This is a genomic window from Variovorax sp. J31P179, from assembly GCF_030316985.1.
Lineage (GTDB): Bacteria > Pseudomonadota > Gammaproteobacteria > Burkholderiales > Burkholderiaceae_C > Variovorax > Variovorax ginsengisoli_B.
Window position 1 is genome coordinate 196,170 of the sequence record NZ_JASZYL010000010.1, and the last position, 14,305, is coordinate 210,474.

Below are 14,305 nucleotides of genomic sequence, written 5' to 3' on the forward strand. Positions count from 1 at the left end.
CTCAGAAACGATACGCCGCACTCATGCCGATCGTCCAGTTGCGCCCCGGTGCCGGCTCGTAGTAGCGGGCATTGCCCTCGTTGACGATCACCGAGCCGATGTATTGGCGGTCGAACAGGTTGTCGATGCGCGCGAAGGCATTCAGGTCCCAGCGCTGCCACTGCATGAGGTAGCCCGCGAACAGCGCGACCACCGCGTAGCCCGGTGCGCTGACCGTGTTGCGGTCGTTGGCCTCGATGCTCGAGAGCGCGCGCAGCTCGGTGCCGGCACGCCAGCCCTGGGGCGGCACCCAGCCGTAGGAGGCGAACAGCGCTTGCGGTGCGATGCCCGGAATCCGGTTGCCGGCCGGCACCAGGCCCGCCGCCGTGCACGGCACCGCGGCGCAGAAGGTGTCGCTGTAGCGGGCGTCGAGCCAGGTGTAGGCCAGCTGGGTGCGCCAGTGGTCCTCGGTCTCGTGCTGCCAGGCCAGCTCGAAGCCGTCGCGCATGGTGCGGCCTGCGTTCTGGAACGTGGCACGGCCGCCGATGTTGGTGGCGGTGACGATTTCGTCGCTGGTCCGGGTCTTGAACAGCGCCGCCGTGAGCAGGCCGCCCGCCAGGCGCGCCTTGGCGCCCACTTCGACACTGTCGTTGACCGCCGGCTGCAGCGCGAAGTTGAGCCCGCCCTGCCCGTCGGGACGGTACGAGAGCTCGTTCAGCGTCGGCGTCTCGAAGCCTCGGCCCACCGAGGTGTAGAGGGCGAGGTCGCGCGTGGCCTCGTAGCGCAGCGACGCCACCGGCAGCGTCTCGGTGTAGCGCGCGCTGCCGCTGTCGTTGCCGTTGGCGCCGACGATGTAGTGGTCTTGCGAATCGAAGTCCACGCTGCTGCGGCGCACGCCGGCCTCGAGCGTCCAGCGATCGGCGAAGCGCCAGTTGCCCTGCAGGTAGGGGTCGAGGTTGTAGACCTCGTTGATCTCGTTGCGCCGCAACCGGCCCTGGACGCCCAGCACCGGCCGCGCGACCGGCCCCAGGAAGTTCTCGTAGCCGGTGCGGTGCTCGCGCAGCTTGTTGTATTCCAGCCCGGCGACGAGCTCGAACGGCCGGTCGGCCAGCCGCATCTGCGAGATCCAGCGCAGGTCGGCCCCGCCGAAGTCGCGGTCCAGCCCGATCACGCCCCCGGCGCTGGTCGGGCTCGACTGAGCGGAGGGCGGGATCGCCTGGTACTGCGAGGTCTTGCGCTCGCCGCCGTAGACCATCATGCGCAGCGCGTTGTCGCCGTCGAGGCGGCGCTCGTAGGTCAGGCCGGCCTGCGTCTGGTCGACGCTCTTGCGGGTGTCGAACTGCGTCGCGACGGCCGCGCTGCGCCGGTTCAGCGCGTACTGCTCGGCCGTCAGCCCCAGCGGGTCCTGCGCATTCAGGTGCACGCTGTTGGCGACCAGCGTCAGTCGGCTGCCGTCGTCGAGCGCGAGGCCGAACTTGCCGTTGACGATGTCGCGATCGGCCGCGCTGTGGTCGCGGTAGCCGTCGGTCTCGAAGCGCCCGGCGCTCAGGAGGTAGTCGACCGCACCGGAGGAGCCGCTGGCCATGACCCCGGTACGGGTCGTGCCGAAGCTCGCCGCGGCCATCGAGAAGCCGAGTTTGGGCGGCCCCTCGCCGGTCTCGGTGAAGGTCTGCACCACGCCGCCCGAGGAGTTGCCGTAGAGCGCCGAGAACGGGCCGCGCAGCACCTCGACGTGGTCCACGGAGCCGATGTCGATGTTGGAGGTCTGGCCCTGGCCGTCGGGCAAGGTCGCCGGAATGCCGTCGACATACAGCCGCACGCCGCGCACGCCGAAGGTGGAGCGGGCGCCGAAGCCGCGGATCGAGATCTGCAGGTCCTGCGCGTAGTTCTGCCGGTTCTGGATCTGCAGCCCGGGCACGCCGCTCAGGCTTTCCGACAGGTTCACGCCGAGCCGGCTGTCGCGCATGGCCGCGCCCTCCACCCGGTCGACCGAGCCGGCGACATCGAAAAGTGGCGTCGGGCCGGCCGGTGTGGAGACCGTGATCTCGCCCAGCGTCGGTGCGCTTCCGGTGTCCCGGGCCTGGTCCTGTTCCTGGGCCTGGGCCGGGAACCAGGCTGCGAGCAGGAGGCAAGCGGTGGGGACGGCAGAGAATCTCATCGCGGCGATTCTGCGTTGTGCGCTTCGCCGCTCCCGGGTGGGCAACACCCTATCGCGCGAAGAAACCCGATACCCGACCTGACGCAACAATATGGTCGGACGGCTACGATCCGCGGGCCGTCCATCCGGGGCGGAGCCCCTTCCGGTCGCCTTGCCGCGGTCTCCCCCATGCTGCTTCGCTGTCTGGTCCTCGCCCTCGCCTGCCTGCTGTCGGCCTGCGCCGGGCTGCCGGCTGTCCCCGCATCGCCCTATGTCCCGGCCATTGCGGCCTCGACGTCCAACGAACTGGGCCGGCTCGCCGCGCCCTTCGGCAGCTCGCCCGAAGGCCTGTCGGGCGCGCGGGTGCTGGCGCAGGGCGCCTTCGCGCTGGACGCGCGGCTGGAGCTGATCCGGCGCGCCCAGTCCTCGCTCGACCTGCAGTACTACCTGCTGGGCAACGACAAGACCGGCAAGCTGATCCTGCGAGAGCTGCGCGACGCCGCCCGGCGCGGGGTCCGGGTGCGGCTGCTGCTGGACGACTTCTACACGACCAAGCTGGATCCGCTGCTGCTCGGCCTGGCCACCTGGCCGAACGTGGAGATCCGGCTGTTCAACCCCTTCGTGGCCGGCCGCGACCATTCGGCCACCCGCTGGATGGGTTTCGCGGCCGATTTCCGTCGGCTCAACCACCGCATGCACAACAAGCTCTTCATGGCCGATGGCGCCTTCGCGATCGTGGGCGGGCGCAACCTGGCGGACGAGTATTTCCTGCGCAGCGAGGGCGCCAACTTCATCGACCTCGACATGCTGCTGGCCGGACCGGTCGTGACCGAGCTGCAGACCATCTTCGACAACTACTGGAACAGCGAGGTGGTCTACCCGCTGCACACCATCGTGCCGGCGATCGAATCGACCGCCGAGCTGCGGGCCGAGTTCGACCGGCGGACCTCGCGCAAGGAAGCGCCGTTGCCCCCGGCACCGCCCGAGACCGACATGTTCGGCGACCCGCCGCTCGGCAGCCTGATCGCCCAGGGCCGGTTCGAGATGATCCCGGCGCGGGCCAACGCGGTGTCGGACTCGCCCACCAAGGCGCTGCAGACCGACGACGGCGAGTGGGCCAGCGAACGCCGCCCCCCGACCGTGGCCGAGCGCATGCGGGTGCAGCTCGACCTGGCGCGCTTCAGCGTCGACATCGTGTCGCCCTACTTCCTGCCCGGCGAGGAGGGCATGGCGCAGCTCGCCCGGCTGCGCGCCCGCGACGTCCGCATCAGCGTCGCCACCAACTCGCTGGCCGACACCGACGAGCCGCTGGTCAACATCAACTACAACAACTACCGGGTCGAGATGCTCCGCCTCGGCGTACGCCTCTACGAAGTGAGCTCCGAGCAGATCAAGCGCAGCCTGAACCTGCGCAAGGTGTTCCGCCAGTCGCGCGGGCGCCTGCATGCCAAGCTGGCGCTGATCGACCGCGAGTGGTCGCTGATCGGCTCGCTCAACTTCGATCCCCGTTCGGCCCACATCAACACCGAGCTCGGGGTGCGCCTGGAGAGCTTCGAGGTCGCGCACCGCCTGCTCGACGCCTACCAGGTCGACAATGTCGAAAGCGCGTACGAGCTGCGGCTGAAACCCGGCACCGACAAGATCCAATGGGTCAGCACCGATGGCGAGAACGCGGTGTACGACGACGAGCCCGAGGCCAGCATGCTGGTGAAGATCAAGCTGCTGCTGTTCTCGTGGTTCGTGCCGAGCGACCTGCTCTAGGAGATCGCCAATGCAGGACATCGTCTTCTTGCTCGACGTCGACAACACGCTGCTCGACTTCGACGGCGTGCTCGACGACCTGCGCCGCCGCCTGGTCGACGACCTCGGCCCCGTGGGGGCCGAGCGCTACTGGCGCGGTTTCGAGGAACTGCGCGACGAGCTCGGCTACACCGACTACCTGGGTGCGCTGCAACGCTATCGCCTGGGCGGGCCCGGCGCCGACATGAGCGATCCGCGGCTGCTGCGGATGTCGAGCTTCCTGCTCGACTACCCTTTCGCCGAACGGCTCTATCCCGGTGCCCTGCAAGTCATCGCGCACCTGCAGCGCTTCGGCCTGCCGGTGATCCTGTCGGATGGCGACGCGGTCTTCCAGCCGCGCAAGGTGCAGCGCTCGGGCCTGTGGCAGGCGGTCGATGGGCGGGTGCTGATCTACATCCACAAGGAGCTGATGCTGGATGCGGTGCAGGAGCGCTATCCGGCCCGCCGCTACGTGATGATCGACGACAAGCCGCGCATCCTCTCGGCGATGAAGGCCGGATGGGGCGAACGGCTGACCACGGTCTTTCCGCGCCAGGGCCAGTACGCGCTCGCCCCGCAGGCGTTGGCCGGTCATCCGGCCCCCGACATCACCATCGAACGCATCATCGAGATGCGCCAATGGCCCATCCTTTGAGACACTCGGACATCGACCAGGAGCTTTCATGGCCTCACGACTCAGCCCTCTCGCCGGCCAGCCGGCCCCCGTGGACAGCCTCGTCGACGTCGACGCGCTGCTCGCCGCCTATCTCGCCGAGCGCCCCGACCCGGGGGTCGCGACCGAACGCGTCGCCTTCGGCACCTCGGGCCATCGCGGCTGCGCCTTCGAGCGTTCGTTCAACGAATGGCACGTGCTGGCGATGACCCAGGCGATCTGCGACCACCGGCGGGCCCAGGGCATCGACGGGCCGCTCTACCTCGGTATCGACACGCACGCGCTGTCGGCCCCCGCGGCGGCCAGCGCGCTCGAGGTGCTGGCCGCCAACGGCGTCGAGGTGATGCTGGCCAGCGGCGACGAATACACGCCGACCCCCGCGCTCTCGCATGCCATCCTCACCTACAACCGCGGCCGCACCAGCGGGCTGGCCGACGGCATCGTGGTCACGCCGTCGCACAATCCGCCGCGCGACGGCGGCTTCAAGTACAACCCGCCCAATGGCGGACCGGCCGGCCAGGACATCACGGGCCCGGTGCAGGAGGCGGCCAATGGCTTCCTCGAGAAAGGGCTCGCGGGCGTGCGCCGGATGCCGCACGAGCGGGCTCTGAAGGCCGCCACCACGCACCGCCATGACTTCGTGGCGGCCTACGTCGGCGACCTCGACAACGTGATCGACATGGCCCTGATCCGCGAAGCGGGCGTGCGCATGGGCGTCGACCCGCTCGGCGGTGCCGGGGTCCACTACTGGGGCGCGATCGCCGAGCGCTACCGGATCGACCTCAGCGTGGTCAGCGAGACGGTCGATCCGCGCTTCGCCTTCATGACGCTCGACTGGGACGGCCAGATCCGCATGGACCCGTCGTCGACCTACGCGATGCAGCGGCTGCTCGACATCAAGGACCGCTTCGACGTCGGCGTGGCCTGCGACACCGACCACGACCGCCATGGCATCGTCACTCGCAGCGCCGGCCTGCTCCAGCCCAACCACTACCTGTCGGTCGCGATCGACTATCTGTTCCGCCACCGCCCGCTGTGGGGCGCCGATGCGGCGGTCGGCAAGACGGTGGTCTCGACACGGCTGATCGATGCCCTGGCGAAGCGGCTCGGCCGCCGGCTCTACGAAGTGCCGGTGGGCTTCAAGTGGTTCGTGGACGGCCTGGTCGACGGCTCGCTCGGCTTCGTCGGCGAGGAAAGCGCCGGTGCCACCTTCCTGCGCCGCGACGGCTCGGTCTGGACCACCGACAAGGACGGCATCACCGCGGCGCTGCTGGCCGGCGAGATCACCGCCCGAACAGGCCGCGACCCCGGTGCGCTCTACGCCGAGCTGGCGAACGAGTTCGGCAGCCCGGTCTCGAACCGCATCGATGCGCCCGCCAGCCGTCAGCAGAAGAAACAGCTGTCGGCGCTGAGCCCGCAGCAGCTCCACGCCACCGAACTGGCCGGCGAGCCGATCGAGAGCGTGCTGAGCCATGCCCCCGGCAATGGCGGCGCGATCGGCGGCATCAAGGTGATCGCGCAGAACGGCTGGTTCGCCGCCCGGCCGTCGGGCACCGAGGACATCTACAAGATCTACGGCGAGAGCTTCCGCGGCGCCGAGCACCTGCAGCGGATCCTGGCCGAGGCCCAGACCATCGTCGACGCGGCGATCTCGCCGGCGCCGTGAAGGCACGACCGGCGGATGCAGCCGCCGGCCGTCGCCTACACCGAAGCCTTGGCGCCCGGTCTATGAACGGCTTTTCAGTTGCGGAGACCTCATGAATCTCGACTCGTTGATCAAGACCGTCAAGGAAGCAGACGCCAACCGGCCGGACCTGCCGGGCGAGCACCTGATCGTGCTGGGCGTCGGTCTGTTGCTCATGATGGCCACGGGCCGCAGCCGCTCGCTGATCGGCAAGGCGCTGATCGGCGCCGCGGCGGGCGCCTTCATCGGCCGCGCGGCCAGCGGCACCGGGGGCGTCGCCAGGCTGGCAGCGCTGCTTCGGCCCGGCGCCCCGCGGGGCTGAAACGGCCCGGCGCAATGCCGGACCACGGTCGGCGAGGCGTGCCTCGGTCCGCCAGTCGGACGAATTGCGCCCCGCGCCTCCCGGCATTCGGGCGGCCCCGGCGCGGCGGCGCGACGCGCCTGCAAAAACAGTCCCCCGCCTTGAAAAGCCAAAAAACACCCTTATGATTAGCACTCGTTGCAGTTGAGTGCTAACAGCGCCTTCTGCCCAACGATGTGGTATCGGCACAACGCCGACGCCCGACCCAAACCCGTTCCCATCAGGAGATGCAAGCAATGAAACTTCGTCCTTTGCACGATCGCGTGATCGTCAAGCGCATTGAAAGCGAAACCAAGACCGCCTCGGGCATCGTGATCCCCGACAACGCCGCCGAAAAGCCCGATCAGGGTGAAGTCCTGGCCGTCGGTCCTGGCAAGAAGAACGACAAGGGCGACCTGATCTCGATGAACATCAAGGTCGGCGACCGCGTCCTGTTCGGCAAGTACAGCGGCCAGACCGTCAAGGTCGATGGCGACGAACTGCTGGTCATGAAGGAAGACGACCTGTTCGCGGTCGTCGAGAAGTAAGCACTTCTCTCTTCAACCCCCAATCAACTGAATCTCGGAGAAATCTCATGGCAGCAAAAGACGTAGTCTTCGGCGGCGAAGCCCGCGCGCGCATGGTCGAAGGTGTGAACATCCTCGCCAACGCAGTCAAAGTGACCCTGGGCCCCAAGGGCCGCAACGTGGTGCTCGAGCGCTCCTTCGGCGCCCCCACCGTGACCAAGGACGGCGTGTCGGTCGCCAAGGAAATCGAACTCAAGGACAAGCTCCAGAACATGGGCGCCCAGCTCGTGAAGGAAGTGGCCTCCAAGACTTCGGACAACGCCGGTGACGGCACCACCACCGCGACCGTGCTGGCCCAGGCCATCGTTCGCGAAGGCTTCAAGCTGGTCGCCGCCGGCATGAACCCGATGGACCTGAAGCGCGGCATCGACAAGGCGGTCACCGCCCTGGTCGCCGAGCTGAAGAAGGCTTCGAAGGCCACCACCACCTCGAAGGAAATCGCGCAAGTCGGCTCGATCTCGGCCAACAGCGACGAAACCATCGGCAAGCTCATCGCTGACGCGATGGACAAGGTCGGCAAGGAAGGCGTGATCACCGTCGAAGACGGCAAGTCGCTCGACAGCGAACTCGACGTCGTCGAAGGCATGCAGTTCGACCGCGGCTACCTGTCGCCCTACTTCATCAACAACCCCGAAAAGCAATCCGCGATTCTGGACAATCCCTTCGTGCTGCTGTTCGACAAGAAGATCAGCAACATCCGCGACCTGCTCCCGACGCTGGAACAAGTCGCCAAGGCTGGCCGTCCGCTGCTGATCATTGCCGAAGAAGTCGAAGGCGAAGCCCTGGCGACCCTGGTCGTGAACACGATCCGCGGCATCCTGAAGGTCGTGGCCGTCAAGGCACCTGGCTTCGGCGACCGCCGCAAGGCCATGCTGGAAGACATCGCCATCCTGACGGGCGGCAAGGTCATCGCTGAAGAAGTGGGCCTGACCCTCGAGAAGGTGACCCTGGCCGACCTCGGCCAGGCCAAGCGCATCGAAGTGGGCAAGGAAAACACCATCATCATCGACGGCTCCGGCGCTGCCGGCGACATCGAAGCCCGCGTCAAGCAAGTGCGCGTGCAGATCGAAGAAGCGACCAGCGACTACGACCGCGAAAAGCTGCAAGAGCGCGTGGCCAAGCTGGCCGGCGGTGTTGCCGTGATCAAGGTCGGCGCTGCCACCGAAGTCGAAATGAAGGAAAAGAAGGCGCGCGTCGAAGACGCCCTGCACGCCACCCGCGCTGCAGTGGAAGAAGGCGTCGTGGCCGGCGGCGGCGTGGCACTGCTGCGTGCCAAGCAAGCCGTGGGCGACTCGCTCAAGGGCGACAACGCTGACCAGGACGCCGGCATCAAGCTGGTGCTCAAGGCCATCGAAGCGCCCCTGCGCGAGATCGTCAACAACGCCGGCGGCGAAGCCTCGGTGGTGGTGAACGCTGTGTTGGCCGGCAAGGGCAACTACGGCTTCAACGCCGCCAACGACACCTACGGCGACATGCTCGAACTGGGCATCCTGGACCCGACCAAGGTGACCCGCACCGCACTGCAGAACGCCGCTTCGGTGTCCTCGCTGCTGCTGACGACCGAAGCCATGGTCGCCGACGCACCGAAGGATGAGGCCGGTGCTGGCGGCGGCGGCATGCCCGACATGGGCGGCATGGGTGGCATGGGCGGCATGGGCATGTAATCGGCCCCCGGCGCCAAGCCAATCAAAAAGCCCCGCAGCTTGCGCTGCGGGGCTTTTTTTCGTTCCGGTGGTGGCGCGGCTTCAGACGCCGGCCGGCATGGCGCCGGACGGCGGCCCGTAGGCGTTCGACTCGGGCTGGCTGGGCTGGACCATGAAATAGAGCAGCACCAGGGTGCCGATCACCGGCACCAGGCCGAGCAGCAGGAACCAGGCGCTGCGGCCCACGTCATGCAGGCGGCGCGCGCCGACCGCCAGCAGGGGCAGCAGGAAGGCCAGCACCACGAGGTAGTACAGGAACTCGTGGATGAAACCCGCCACGAAGGCCGAGATGACATAGGCCAGGATGAACCACCAGTATTCGGGCCGGGTCGCCCGGCCGGAAAACTCGACGTACTTGCGAAAGCAGGTCTGGACCGCCTGTTGAAAGTTCATGAGCAATTCCTCTTGATGTTTTCCCACGGGACAACCCCGCAATCATCATATCGAGCAGCCTGCTCCGGGTGATGACGAAAGCTAGGCGCGCGGGCGAAGCCGCGCCAGCAGCCCGGCCGTCGAGGCGTCCAGCCCCGCCACGTCGCCCGACGCCAGCCGCGGCTCGATGTCCCTGGCCAGCACCTTGCCGAGCTCGACGCCCCACTGGTCGAAGCTGTTGATGCCCCAGAGCGCGCCGCTGGTGAACACGCGGTGCTCGTACAGGGCCAGGAAGGCGCCGAGCGACTCCGGCGTCAGCTGCTCGAAGACGAAGAAGGTGCTCGGCCGGTTGCCGGGGAAATTCTTGTGGCCGCCGGCGTCGCGCTGGCCGACCATGAGCGCCTGCGCCTGCGCCAGCGCATTGGCCAGCAGCTTGGAATGGTGGCCAGGGAGATCGTGCGCCGCATCGCGCACCGCGATGAACTCCAGCGGCGTCACGTCGGTGCCCTGGTGCAGCATCTGGAAATACGCATGCTGCCCGTTGGTTCCGGGCTCGCCCCACAACACCGGCGAGGTGCCGAAGGTGAGCAGCTGGCCAGCCATGTCGACCTGCTTGCCGTTGCTTTCCATCTCGAGCTGCTGCAGGTAGGCCGGCAGGCGCTTCAGCGCGCTGTGGTAAGGCGCGATGCTGCGGGTCGTGAACCGATGGAAATTGCGATACCAGACGTCGAGCAGGCCGAGCCGCACCGGCAGGTTCTGCGCCAGCGGGGCGGTGCGGAAGTGCTCGTCCATCGCGTGGGCGCCGGCCAGCAGGCCCCGGAAGCCGTCCGCGCCGATGGCCAGCGCGATCGGCAGCCCGATGGCCGACCACATCGAATAGCGGCCGCCGACCCAGTCCCAGAAACCGAAGGTGGTGTCGATGCCGAAGGCCTTGGCGGCCGCGACATTGGTGGTGAGCGCCGCGAAGTGGCGCGCGATGTCGACCCCGCCCGACTGCTCGAACCAGCGCTTGGCCGACTGCGCGTTGGCCATGGTCTCGGCGGTGGTGAAGGTCTTCGAGGCGATCAGGAACAGCGTGTGCTCGGGCGCCAGCCCGCGCAGGATGCCGGCCAGTTCGTGGCCATCGACGTTCGAGACGAAATGAAAGCGTTTGCCCGGCGCGACGAACTGGTCGAGCGCCAGCACCGCCATCTGCGGCCCGAGGTCGGAACCCCCGATGCCGATGTTGACGACGTCGGTGATGGTCGAGTCGGCGCGCACTTTCTCGGCGTAGGCGAGCATCGCATCGAGCGTGGCCTGGACGTCGCCGAAGGCCGCGGCCAAGTCGCCGCCAACCGGCGCCGAAGCCGGCCGGCGCAGCAAGGTATGCAGCACCGCGCGGTCTTCGGTCGCGTTGATGTGGCGCCCCGCGAACATCGCGTCGCGGTGCGCCTCCAGCCCCGTTTCGCGCGCCACGTCGAGCAGCAGCTGCTCGGTGCGCGCATCGAGGAGGTTCTTCGACAGGTCGGCGAAGACGTGCGGTGCCGACTGGCTCAGCGCCGCGAAACGCCCCGGATCGCTCGCGAAGGCCTGGCGGATGTCGAAGCCCAGGCCGACGCTGTCGTAGTGCTTCTGGAGCGCGGCCCAGGCCGCCGTGCCGTCGCAGCGAATGTGGGTCATCACGCCTCCATCAGTTTTTCGAGTTTCACGGCATCGGCCGCGAAGGCACGGATGCCCTCGGCCAGCTTCTCGGTCGCCATGGCGTCCTCGTTCAGCGCGAAGCGGAACGCGGCCTGGTCGAGCGACACCTTCGGGATCTCCAGGCGCTGGGCCGCCTCGGCGTCGAGTGCATGCGAAAGCGGGGCCTCGCTGGCGGCCAGTTCGGCCAGCAGTTCGGGGCTGATGGTGAGCAGGTCGCAGCCGGCCAACGCGGCGATCTGGCCGACGTTGCGGAAGCTGGCGCCCATCACCTCGGTCGCGATCCCGTTCTTCTTGTAGTAGTCGAAGATCTGGCGCACGGATTTCACGCCCGGATCGTTGGCGCCCGCATTGGCGGCCTCGTTCCACTGGCTGCCCTGCGACTTCTTGTGCCAGTCGTAGATGCGGCCGACGAAGGGCGAGATCAGCTGCACCTTGGCAGCCCCACAGGCCACCGCCTGGGCGAACGAGAACAGCAGCGTCAGGTTGCAGTGGATGCCCTTCTGTTCGAGCTGCCGCGCCGCCTCGATGCCTTCCCAGGTCGAGGCGATCTTGATCAGCAGGCGCTTGGGCACATCGATGCCCTCGGCCCGATAGAGCGCGACGATGCGCTCGGCCCGATCGATGGTCGCCTGCGTGTCGAAACTCAGGCGCGCATCGACCTCGGTCGACACCCGGCCCGGGATGATCGACAGGATTTCGGTGCCGAAACGCACCAGCAGGCGGTCGATGACCTCGTCGACCGGTGCCCCCTTGTGTTTCCCGACCACCTCGTCCAGCAGAGGACGGTAGTCCGCCTTCTGGACCGCCTTCAGGATCAGCGACGGATTGGTGGTCGCATCCTGCGGCTTGAACTGGGCGAGCTGGCGGAAATCACCGGTGTCTGCGACCACGGTGGTCCATTGGCGGAGGGCATCGAGTTGGTTCATGCGGCCATTATCCCGCCGCAGCACTACATGGCGTGTGGTCCGCGACTGACGCGGCGGCCACTCGCCGCCCGCTAGGCTCGACTTTCGATTGATCGCCTTTCCGGAGAAGCCCATGCCCTACCGCCCCCCTCGTGCAACGCCGCCCGCCGCCTTCGACGACCGCGCCCACAGCGCTTCGATCGGAACCCTTGCGGCGGCCTTCTGCGTCGGCGGCGCGCTGACCCTGCTGGCCCTCACCAACTCGCGCACGGCAAGGGCGCAGACCGTCGCCGGCCCGGCCGATGGCGCGCCCCTGATGCGCGCGCCGCTGCAGGTGGTGGCGCCGGTGGATCTCAAGCGCTATGCAGGGCTGTGGCACGAGCAGGCGCGGCTCCCCAACCGGTTCCAGAAACAATGTACCGGCGCCGTCTCGGCCGAGTACACACCCCTGGAGGACGGCAGCGTCGAGGTGCGCAACCGCTGCATCCTGGCCGACGGCAGCTTCGACGAATCCGTCGGTTCGGCACGGCAGGTGCCGGTCGCCGGCCAGCCCGGCGCCGGGCGCCTCGAGGTGCGCTTCGCACCCGAGTGGCTGGGCTGGCTGCCGCTGGTCTGGGGCGACTACTGGATCCTCAAGCTCGACCGCGACTACCAGGTGGCCCTGGTCGGCACGCCGAACCGCAAGTACCTGTGGGTGCTCTCGCGGGTGCCGCGGCTCGACGACGCCGCGCTGCAGGCCGAGCTGGACTACGCCCGCACGCTGGGCTTCGATGTCGACAAGGTCGAGCTGACCGGCAGGTAGCCGGCCAGTTGGCCCGGCAAGGCGCTGGGCCGCTCGCAATGGATGGCTTGCCAGCCGAGTTCGCGCGCCGCGAGCACGTTGGCCAGCGAGTCGTCGATGAACACGGTTTCGGCGGCCGCCAGCCGGTACTGGGCGGCGAGCAGTTCATAGATCTCGCGCTGCGGCTTGATCATCTGGACATCGCCCGAAAAAATGCCGCCATCGAACCATTGGAAGAAGGGATGCCGGTACTCGAGCACCCGGGCGTACGGCGACGGCATGTTCGACAGGTAGTACAGCCGCAGATCCTCCCCGGCATCCCGGCGCGCCCGCAGGCTTGCCAGCAATTCGACCGTGACCGGGATCGGCTCGAGCCGCTCGCCCATGGGCGCCAGGACTTCGCTCAAGCGGTCGGCCGGCAGCGCCAGCCGCAATGCCATCCGGCCGATGGCATCGTCCAGGCTGTGGGTGCCGCGGTCGAAACCCAGCCAGTCCTCGTGATGGAACATCTTGCGCGCGAGCGCGTGCGCGGCCTCCGCCGTGGGCGCGTGGGGCGCCAGCTGGTTCTGGACGAGCGCGACAGGCTCCCAGGTCAGAAGCACGGCTCCGAGATCGAAAACGACATTCATAAGGCAACGGGGACGACGGAAACGCCATGGCTGGCGAGGGACAGGGTGGTCTGCGCACCGGCGGCCAGCGGCCGCGTGAGGTCGGACGACACCACGAACACCGGGCCCAGCGCGGTGTCGAAAGCATATTCGTAAAAGCTGCCCAGGTAGGCCGCCTTGCGCAAGGTCGCCGGCAGGCCGATGGCGGCGCCGATCAGCCAGGCCTCGGGACGCACCGCGACCTTGACGAAGCCCGGCGCGACGTCGTAGCGCGGCGTCAGGGTCAAGGGGCCGAGCTCGACCCGGCCGTCGGGCTGGGCCAGCGCCGGGAACACCATCGCCTCGCCCATGAACCCGGCCACGAATTCGCTCGTCGGGTGGCCGTAGAGCTGCTCCGGCGTGCCCTGCTGCGCGATCACGCCGTGGTCCATCACGATGATCTGGTCGCTGACCGCGAGCGCCTCGCTCTGGTCGTGGGTGACATAGGCGACCGTCAGTTGCAATCTTTGCTGCAGGTTGCGGATCTCCTCGCGCATCTCGCGGCGCAGCCGGGCGTCGAGGTTGGACAACGGCTCGTCGAACAGCAGCACGGCCGGTTCCAGCACCAGCGCCCGCGCCAGCGCGACACGCTGCTGCTGCCCGCCCGACAGTTCGCTCGGCAGCCGCTGGTCGAAGTCGACCAGCCCGACGCCCCGGAGCGCCTCTCGGGCCCGCGCCGCCGCCTCGGGCTTGCGCAGGCCGCTCATGCGCAGGCCGTAGCCGACGTTCTCGATCACGTTCATGTGCGGGAACAGGGCGTAGCTCTGGAACATCATGCTGACGTTGCGCTCGGCCGGCCCCAGCGTGGTCACGTCGCGCCCACCCATGAGGATCGTGCCCGAGGTCGGCGACTCGAGCCCGGCGATCATGCGCAGCGTGGTGGTCTTGCCGCAGCCCGACGGTCCGAGGATGGTGGTCAGGGTGCCCGCGGGCACCTCGAAGCTGATGCCCTTGACGGCCAGCGGCGCGCGCGCATTGCTGCCGTAGCGCTTGGTGATGTTGCGCAGTTCGATGCCGTGGCTCATGGGTCCTCCGTGT

13 protein-coding genes are annotated in these 14,305 nt (G+C 68.2%); 7 read left to right on the plus strand and 6 right to left on the minus strand.

The window, feature by feature from the left end; genetic code table 11:
* Position 1 precedes the first annotated feature (1 nt).
* A complete protein-coding gene (locus tag QTI17_RS24895) occupies positions 2-2,137 on the minus strand; it encodes a TonB-dependent receptor domain-containing protein (RefSeq protein ID WP_286536343.1) in 2,136 nt (711 codons plus the stop codon).
* A 168-nt stretch (positions 2,138-2,305) separates the two neighbouring features.
* Here QTI17_RS24895 and QTI17_RS24900 point away from each other — a divergent pair, with 168 nt between their 5' ends.
* From QTI17_RS24900 to groL, 6 genes are all read left to right on the plus strand, one after another.
* Entirely contained in the window at positions 2,306-3,877 is a 1,572-nt protein-coding gene (locus tag QTI17_RS24900; protein WP_286536344.1) for a phospholipase D family protein, read from the plus strand.
* A 10-nt stretch (positions 3,878-3,887) separates the two neighbouring features.
* Positions 3,888-4,550: an HAD family hydrolase gene (locus QTI17_RS24905; protein ID WP_286536345.1), complete on the plus strand. Its 663-nt coding sequence runs from the start codon at positions 3,888-3,890 to the stop codon at positions 4,548-4,550.
* A gap of 28 nt (positions 4,551-4,578) precedes the next feature.
* Positions 4,579-6,234, plus strand: a complete 1,656-nt coding sequence (pgm, locus tag QTI17_RS24910) for a phosphoglucomutase (alpha-D-glucose-1,6-bisphosphate-dependent) (RefSeq protein WP_286536346.1) — start codon at positions 4,579-4,581, stop codon at positions 6,232-6,234.
* Between the two features lie 91 nt (positions 6,235-6,325).
* A complete protein-coding gene (locus tag QTI17_RS24915; protein ID WP_286536347.1) occupies positions 6,326-6,574 on the plus strand; it encodes a hypothetical protein in 249 nt (82 codons plus the stop codon).
* 275 nt (positions 6,575-6,849) lie between these two features.
* Positions 6,850-7,140: a co-chaperone GroES gene (gene groES / locus QTI17_RS24920; RefSeq protein WP_286536348.1), complete on the plus strand. Its 291-nt coding sequence runs from the start codon at positions 6,850-6,852 to the stop codon at positions 7,138-7,140.
* 47 nt (positions 7,141-7,187) lie between these two features.
* Positions 7,188-8,843, plus strand: a complete 1,656-nt coding sequence (gene groL, locus QTI17_RS24925) for a chaperonin GroEL (RefSeq protein WP_286523554.1) — start codon at positions 7,188-7,190, stop codon at positions 8,841-8,843.
* An 81-nt stretch (positions 8,844-8,924) separates the two neighbouring features.
* Here the strand turns inward: groL and QTI17_RS24930 are convergent, their stop codons facing one another.
* The 3 genes from QTI17_RS24930 to tal form a co-directional block, all read right to left on the minus strand.
* A complete protein-coding gene (locus tag QTI17_RS24930; protein WP_286523555.1) occupies positions 8,925-9,275 on the minus strand; it encodes a DUF805 domain-containing protein in 351 nt (116 codons plus the stop codon).
* An 81-nt stretch (positions 9,276-9,356) separates the two neighbouring features.
* The gene (pgi, locus tag QTI17_RS24935; protein ID WP_286536349.1) at positions 9,357-10,913 is read right to left on the minus strand and encodes a glucose-6-phosphate isomerase; all 1,557 of its coding nucleotides are present in this window, start codon (positions 10,911-10,913) and stop codon (positions 9,357-9,359) included.
* Entirely contained in the window at positions 10,913-11,860 is a 948-nt protein-coding gene (tal, locus tag QTI17_RS24940; protein WP_286536350.1) for a transaldolase, read from the minus strand. Before tal ends, pgi begins: the two co-directional genes overlap by 1 nt.
* Positions 11,861-11,972: 112 nt before the next feature.
* On the opposite strand from tal, the gene QTI17_RS24945 reads away from it, so the two are divergent.
* A complete protein-coding gene (locus QTI17_RS24945; RefSeq protein WP_286536352.1) occupies positions 11,973-12,641 on the plus strand; it encodes a lipocalin family protein in 669 nt (222 codons plus the stop codon).
* Here the strand turns inward: QTI17_RS24945 and QTI17_RS24950 are convergent.
* Complete coding sequence (locus tag QTI17_RS24950; RefSeq protein WP_353506727.1) at positions 12,587-13,222, minus strand: HAD family hydrolase; 636 nt, start codon at positions 13,220-13,222, stop codon at positions 12,587-12,589. The genes QTI17_RS24945 and QTI17_RS24950 overlap by 55 nt on opposite strands.
* A gap of 23 nt (positions 13,223-13,245) precedes the next feature.
* Positions 13,246-14,292: an ABC transporter ATP-binding protein gene (locus QTI17_RS24955; RefSeq protein ID WP_286536354.1), complete on the minus strand. Its 1,047-nt coding sequence runs from the start codon at positions 14,290-14,292 to the stop codon at positions 13,246-13,248.
* Positions 14,293-14,305 lie beyond the last annotated feature (13 nt).